Genomic DNA, 5,910 nt, shown 5'->3' on the forward strand with positions numbered 1-5,910 from the left:
CGCGGAACGCGGGCCGTTGTACGACCACCCGAGTCCCCTTGTGTCCACCAAATAAGAATGCACCCTTCGGGGTGCTTTTTTATGCTCAGTTGAGGGGACTCGAACCCCGGGCGGGGACCATGCGGTCGGCAGTCGCCTACGGCGGCGCTCTCAGGCAACTGTGTGTTGAATCGGTTTCGGAGGACCCCGAAACAAATCCCTCTAAGGAAGGCCGGGTTTAGCTCCCTCTTTGAGGGAGCTGTCAGGCGAAGCCTGACTGAGGGAGTTTCTCATCAGGAGGGGAGAAAAACTCCCTCCGGCGCGCCCGGCGCGCCACCTCCCTCACGGAGGGCGGCTTGTCTGAAATCATTATTCTTGTTTATCACTGTCCTGAACCAAGTGATCCAACGCATAGCGGCAGCATTGCAATACCAACAGATTAAACGAAATATCATTCTTTTCTGCCGTTTTGTTCAGTTCTTCGAAAAGTTTCTCCGTGAAACGGATTGTTCTCGGAATATTAGCATTTGAAAATGGTTTAATAATATTAAACATGAAAACACAACCTTTCATGGTATTGATATTGTAACCAATATAGGTTACAATATAATATAACCGTTACAGGTTATATTTTTGGTTATATATGAGGTGATTGGGACGGAGAGGGATATTGACAATATAGAGCAAAAACGGATAGAACAAACTCTTTCTAAAATTGGCCCAAAAATAGCAGACGCAACTGAATTATCCCGACGGGCGAAGGAGTTGACGGCTAACTCTGAATTGATGCTGACTGCCGCGCAACAGGAAATTGAAAATTTATATGTTTCTTTAGATCGGCAGAATAAATAAAATGGTGATTCTGTTATGAAAGAGTCCGGAAAAACCTCCTCTCATAGCCTATTTGAATATAGTATAAAAAATAATTCATTTTTACTGTAAATATCCATATAAAACTAAAAATTTGCAGATAAAATGCAGGATGATAACGGATATTATTTAAAATCGCTTGTCTTTATCCCGTTCCTGTGGTAGGATAATAAAAAATCACAATGATGAACGGAAGGGGTATGGATACAGTGAGAATAAAGAAATTGGCGGCGCTGGTGCTGACGGCGGCGGTTGTGCTGTCCGCTATGGCCGGCTGCGGAGGGAAACAGGGGACGCAGAGCGCCGGCGGAACGGCCGCCTCTCAGGGCGCGAAAAGCGGGAGCGGCGACACGATTGTATACGGTTCCGCGGCGGACGCGCGCGGCCTGGACCCCGCCTTGGTGGACGATGTTGAATCGGTCAAGATCATGAGCAATATTTACGAGGGCCTGCTGAAATATAAAAAGGATTCGACGGAGGTCGAGCCCTGCCTTGCCGAAAGCTGGGACGTCAGTGGCGACGGGCTTACCTATGAGTTCCGCCTGCGCAAAGGGGTGAAATTTCAGGACGGCACCGATTTTAACGCGGAAGCGGTGAAATTCAATATCGACAGGCAGCTTCCCCCCAAGGTCACGGAGGACATGAGCTACGCATCCTTCGTATACGGCGCGGTAAAGGACGTGCAGGCGGTGGACGAGTACACCGTAAAGATCAATCTGAAGGAACCCTGCACGCCGTTCCTGAGCAACCTGGCCATGAACCTGGGCGCGCTGATCGTCAGCCCCAAGGCGCTGCAGGAGAACAACAACAATGTCAACGAGCATCCCGTGGGCACCGGGCCGTATAAATTCGTCAGCTGGCAGAAGGACCAGAATACGGTTTTGGTCCGCAACGACGACTACTGGGGGACCAAGGCGCTTACGAAGAACGTCGTGTTCCGCACCATTAAGGACAATTCCGCCCGCGTGGTCGCGCTGAACAACGGAGAGGCCGATATCATCGACGGAATCGACTACACCGTGGTCGATCAGATTTCTTCGGCGGGAAATAAGACCGTCAAATCCCCGGGGATGAACATCAACTATCTGGCGTACAACTGCAGCCGCGCCCCGTTCAACGACGCGAAAACACGCGCCGCGCTTTCCGCCGCGATCAACGTACCCGAACTGGCGGAAACGCTTTACAGGGGCTATTCGGAGCCCGCCACCACCATTTTGCCCACGTTTATGCCGGGGTACGACAAAACGGTCAAACAGACGGCCTATGACCCGGAAGCCGCCAAGGCGGTCCTGAAAGCGGCGGGGGTCTCCAGCGTCCATATCATTACCTACACCAGCGCGCGGATGTACAATCCGGCGAACGGCCAGACTCTTGCCGAGGCGGTGCAGGGGTATCTTTCCAAGGTGGGCGTCGCCTGCACGATAGACGCGTACGACTGGACCACCTATAAGACGAAGCAGCAGCAGGGCGACTACGACATCTGCTTCGCCGGATGGATCGGCGACAACGGCGACGCCGACAATTTCCTGAGCCTGCTGGCGTCGGACGATCCCGGCATGAACTACGCCCATTTCCAGAATCAGGAGTATAAAGCCCTGATCGCGAAGGCGGTAAAGCTGCCGATGGGCGGGGAGCGGAACGCCGTTTACGGCGAAGCGGAGAAGCTTGCCGCGAAGGAATCTCCGTGGCTTCCCATTTCGCACTCCACAAACCTGATCGCGACGTCGCCCAAGATCCGGAACTTCCTGTATCACGTGACCGGGATGCTTCCGCTTTCCGGCGTTTCCAAAAACGGCTGATCCGTTTTCCGTTTTTTTCCCTGCTTCCTTTGGGAGGCAGGGATTTTTTCTCCTTCGGAGCCGCCTTTTTGCGGGAGTGAAATGAGGGTTGACAAATCAGTGTAAAAATCAGATAATTACCTAGACGGCGGTTTCCTTTTCGGTCGAAATCCCGCACATGCGATGCGGCTTTTATGGTGGGAGCTGTATAAAATTGAAAAAGAGAAATCATTTTGGGCAAGCTATTTTGTGATTCCAAAAGGACTGTGCCCGCGCTGCGACCGTCACGGCAAAGCCTTCAAGTTTTTGTTTAAGAGAGGATCTATCATGAAAATGAAGAAAATTTTAATCCTTGCATTGGCGGTTGTTATGGCCGGTTCCTTTGCGGCCTGCGGAATGGGCGACGTGGGCGGCGCCCAGTCGGCGCCAAACGCTTCCTCCCAGGCGGCGGTTTCTTCCGCGGTCGGTTCGGACAATATGGAGGACAGCCTTGCCGGTCTCGAAAAATACCTTTCCTCAAATTCGGCGATTTCCGGGACTCCGGCAGAAATGAAAGCGGATTTTATCGGCGCGAAAAAGGGCGCGAAATATCAGTTTGACTATAACGGCAAAAACAATGTCACTGTGGAGCTTTATGAATTTGATACCGGCAGCCTTTCCGGCGAGGCTTCCGCCGTTCTGGACGAGGTGAAGGCGAAAAATCAGTTCACCATTATGAACCAGACCGTTCCGGCGGTGATTTCCGACAGCGGAAAATATATCATGATTTATAAGGATACCTCCGGTTCCGATGAGAACAAACAGCACAAGGAAGACGTCACAAAGCTGTTTCAGGCGTTCAAAAAATAATTTTTCAGCGAACGGGCTTTCCGGCAACTGCCGGAAGGCCCGTTTTTCATGCCGGTTAAAATCCGTGATCCGTTCTTGACAGAAGGGAAGGGACAGGAATATAATAAGGATTCAGAAATACCATATTTTGGAAGCACCCCGGCAAAACGATCAATCGTCCGTATCATGATCTTTTACCTGAATGCGGGAAAATTTTTATGAAACGATGGAGGAACTGAAATGAAGAAAAAATGGATGTCCTTGCTTTTGGTATTGGCAATGGCCGTATCGCTCAGTACCACTGCTTTTGCCGCGGATACCGGCGTTTCCGCGGCCCTTCCGCTCAGCAGCGCCAGCCTTTATCTGAAAGCGGGGGAGACCGCCGTGCTGACCGTCAGCGACAGCAGCGTGTCCTCGCTTCAATGGGCGTCGGGCAATCCCGCCGTTGCCTCGGTGGCAAACGGGACCGTTACCGCCTCCGCGCTCGGCAGGACGACGGTTACCGTCACCGCGCAGGACGGACGCAGCGCCGTCTGCGACGTGCACGTCGTCCGGAAGGGGATCGACGTGTCCGAGCATCAGGGAGCCGTGGACTGGGCCAACGTAAAGCTCGCCGGCGTGGATTTTGCGATCCTGCGCACCGGCTACGGGAACGAGCTGCCGGAAACACAGACCGACGATTGTTTTGCGGCGAACTATGAAGGGGCGGCTGCGAACGGAATCAAGGTCGGCGCCTATCACGTCTGCTATGCGACGACTCCGGAAATTGCCGTACAGGAAGCGCAGATGTGCCTCGGCATCCTGAACGGACGCCGTCTGGATTACCCGGTGTTCTACGATGTGGAGCAAAACGCGGTAAACAGCGCCATGACGGGGGATCAGCTCGCGGCAATCGTCACCGCCTTCTGCAGCACGATGGCCAACGCGGGGTATAAGACCGGAATTTACAGCAACGCGAGCATGTTCAATTCCAACCTGAGCAGCACCGCGCTGAGCGCTTATGATAAATGGGTGGCGCATTATAATGTAGCCTCTCCGAATTACAGCGGTGCCTATACGATGTGGCAGTACAGCGACGCCGGCCTGATCGGCGGAGTCAATACTTCTGTCGATCAGGACTACTGCTATGTGGATTACCTTTCCACAACCCCGGCACAGGCTCCCGCGGACAACACCATTCTGTCCGATACCGGCTTGTCGATGTCCTTAAAACCGGGCCAGAGCTACCAGTTTAAGTTTACACCGAACGGAATCAGCGCGAAGCCTTCCTTTACCACCGGAAATTCCGGCGTGGCGAAAATCGTTTACCAGAAGCTGCAGAACGGCAGCTATTATGTAAAGATCACGGGGGTCGCCGCTGGGACCACCTCCATCTATTCCGTGCTGCCGAACCAGGCTCCGGTGCGCCGCTGCCTTGTCACCGTGGCATAGAGGTTCGGATATCTGGCGCATTTATACATAATAATAAAAATATTTGGCGCAGGACAATCAACTTGTTCTGCGCCAATGTTATCATGAAAAAAACCGGGTCAACTGCAAAAACGGTGGTCGCCGATGACCGTGATCACGGGGCGGGAAAAAATCCAGCTGCTGGTGGCTTTTGCGGGGTTATAATAATAGATCGCTCCGCCGGAAGGATCCCAGCCGTTGATCGCGTCGCGCGCGGCCTTGTAAGCCGTGTCGGAAATAGGGGCGTTGATGCCGCCGTCATTCAGGCAGCTGAACGCGCCGGGCTGATAGATCACGCCCGCCAGCGTATTGGGGAACGACGGATGTTCGATCCGGTTCAGGATTACGGCGGCGACCGCAACCTGTCCGGTATAGGGCTCGCCTCGCGACTCGGCGGACGTGACGCGGGCAAGCAGGGTGACGTCGTTGCTGCTGAAGCCTCCCTGTGCGCCGGCGGAGCCTCCGAGCCCGAGCGCCGCCAGTGTTTTGGGGCCCGCGATCCCGTCGGCGGTCAGGCCCTTCGCCTTTTGAAAGCTGACAACGGCGCTTTTGGTCTGGCTGCCGAAAATCCCGTCGATCTTTCCTTTATAATAACCCTGATTGCTCAGCTTCGTCTGGATGCTTTTCACTTCTTCGCCCTGGGACCCCACCTTGGAAAGGGTCAGAACCGAGCCGCCCAAATTGGTGACGATCGAAATGACAAGAATATTTACCAGCACCACAACGATCATTGCCCAGACATATTTCAATTTTTTTTCCATATTGAACACCTCTGTACAAATTTTTCCCTCACGGGGCGGTTTTATCCCGAGCAGACTGAAATATTGAAAGATTTACAAAAACAGCCCCCAAAACGCGAAAAAACAGGGGATAAAGTTCTCTATTGACAGAAAAAAGGCAAATGTTAAAAAAAAGTAAAAAAACTTCAGAAAAAGGGTTGACTTACGGGGAGGTATTTGGTATTATAGTCAAGCGCCTTACGAAAGACGCAAAGCGCGAAAGCAAA

At 52.9% G+C, this 5,910-nt stretch carries 4 protein-coding genes; 3 read left to right on the top strand and 1 reads right to left on the bottom strand.

The window, feature by feature from the left end:
• Window positions 1-1,115 precede the first annotated feature (1,115 nt).
• From ACQGQ5_RS15450 to ACQGQ5_RS15460, 3 genes are all read left to right on the top strand, one after another.
• Window positions 1,116-2,648, top strand: coding sequence for an ABC transporter substrate-binding protein (locus ACQGQ5_RS15450; RefSeq protein WP_455737367.1), 1,533 nt, complete (start codon window positions 1,116-1,118; stop codon window positions 2,646-2,648).
• 306 nt (window positions 2,649-2,954) lie between these two features.
• Window positions 2,955-3,476: a hypothetical protein gene (locus ACQGQ5_RS15455; RefSeq protein WP_455737363.1), complete on the top strand. Its 522-nt coding sequence runs from the start codon at window positions 2,955-2,957 to the stop codon at window positions 3,474-3,476.
• Between the two features lie 219 nt (window positions 3,477-3,695).
• The gene (locus ACQGQ5_RS15460) at window positions 3,696-4,886 is read left to right on the top strand and encodes a GH25 family lysozyme (protein ID WP_455737364.1); all 1,191 of its coding nucleotides are present in this window, start codon (window positions 3,696-3,698) and stop codon (window positions 4,884-4,886) included.
• Window positions 4,887-4,984: 98 nt separating this feature from the next.
• Here the strand turns inward: ACQGQ5_RS15460 and sleB are convergent, their stop codons facing one another.
• Window positions 4,985-5,665, bottom strand: a complete 681-nt coding sequence (gene sleB / locus ACQGQ5_RS15465; protein WP_455737365.1) for a spore cortex-lytic enzyme — start codon at window positions 5,663-5,665, stop codon at window positions 4,985-4,987.
• Window positions 5,666-5,910: the final 245 nt, after the last annotated feature.

The sequence above is a fragment of the Caproiciproducens sp. genome (genome assembly GCF_053840905.1).

Bases quoted from the DNA above. Each gene is read 5' to 3' on its own strand.
- sleB (WP_455737365.1), bottom strand. From the start codon at position 5,665: ATGGAAAAAAAATTGAAATATGTCTGGGCAATGATCGTTGTGGTGCTG.
- ACQGQ5_RS15455 (WP_455737363.1), top strand. From the start codon at position 2,955: ATGAAAATGAAGAAAATTTTAATCCTTGCATTGGCGGTTGTTATGGCC.
- ACQGQ5_RS15460 (WP_455737364.1), top strand. From the start codon at position 3,696: ATGAAGAAAAAATGGATGTCCTTGCTTTTGGTATTGGCAATGGCCGTA.
- ACQGQ5_RS15450 (WP_455737367.1), top strand. From the start codon at position 1,116: ATGGCCGGCTGCGGAGGGAAACAGGGGACGCAGAGCGCCGGCGGAACG.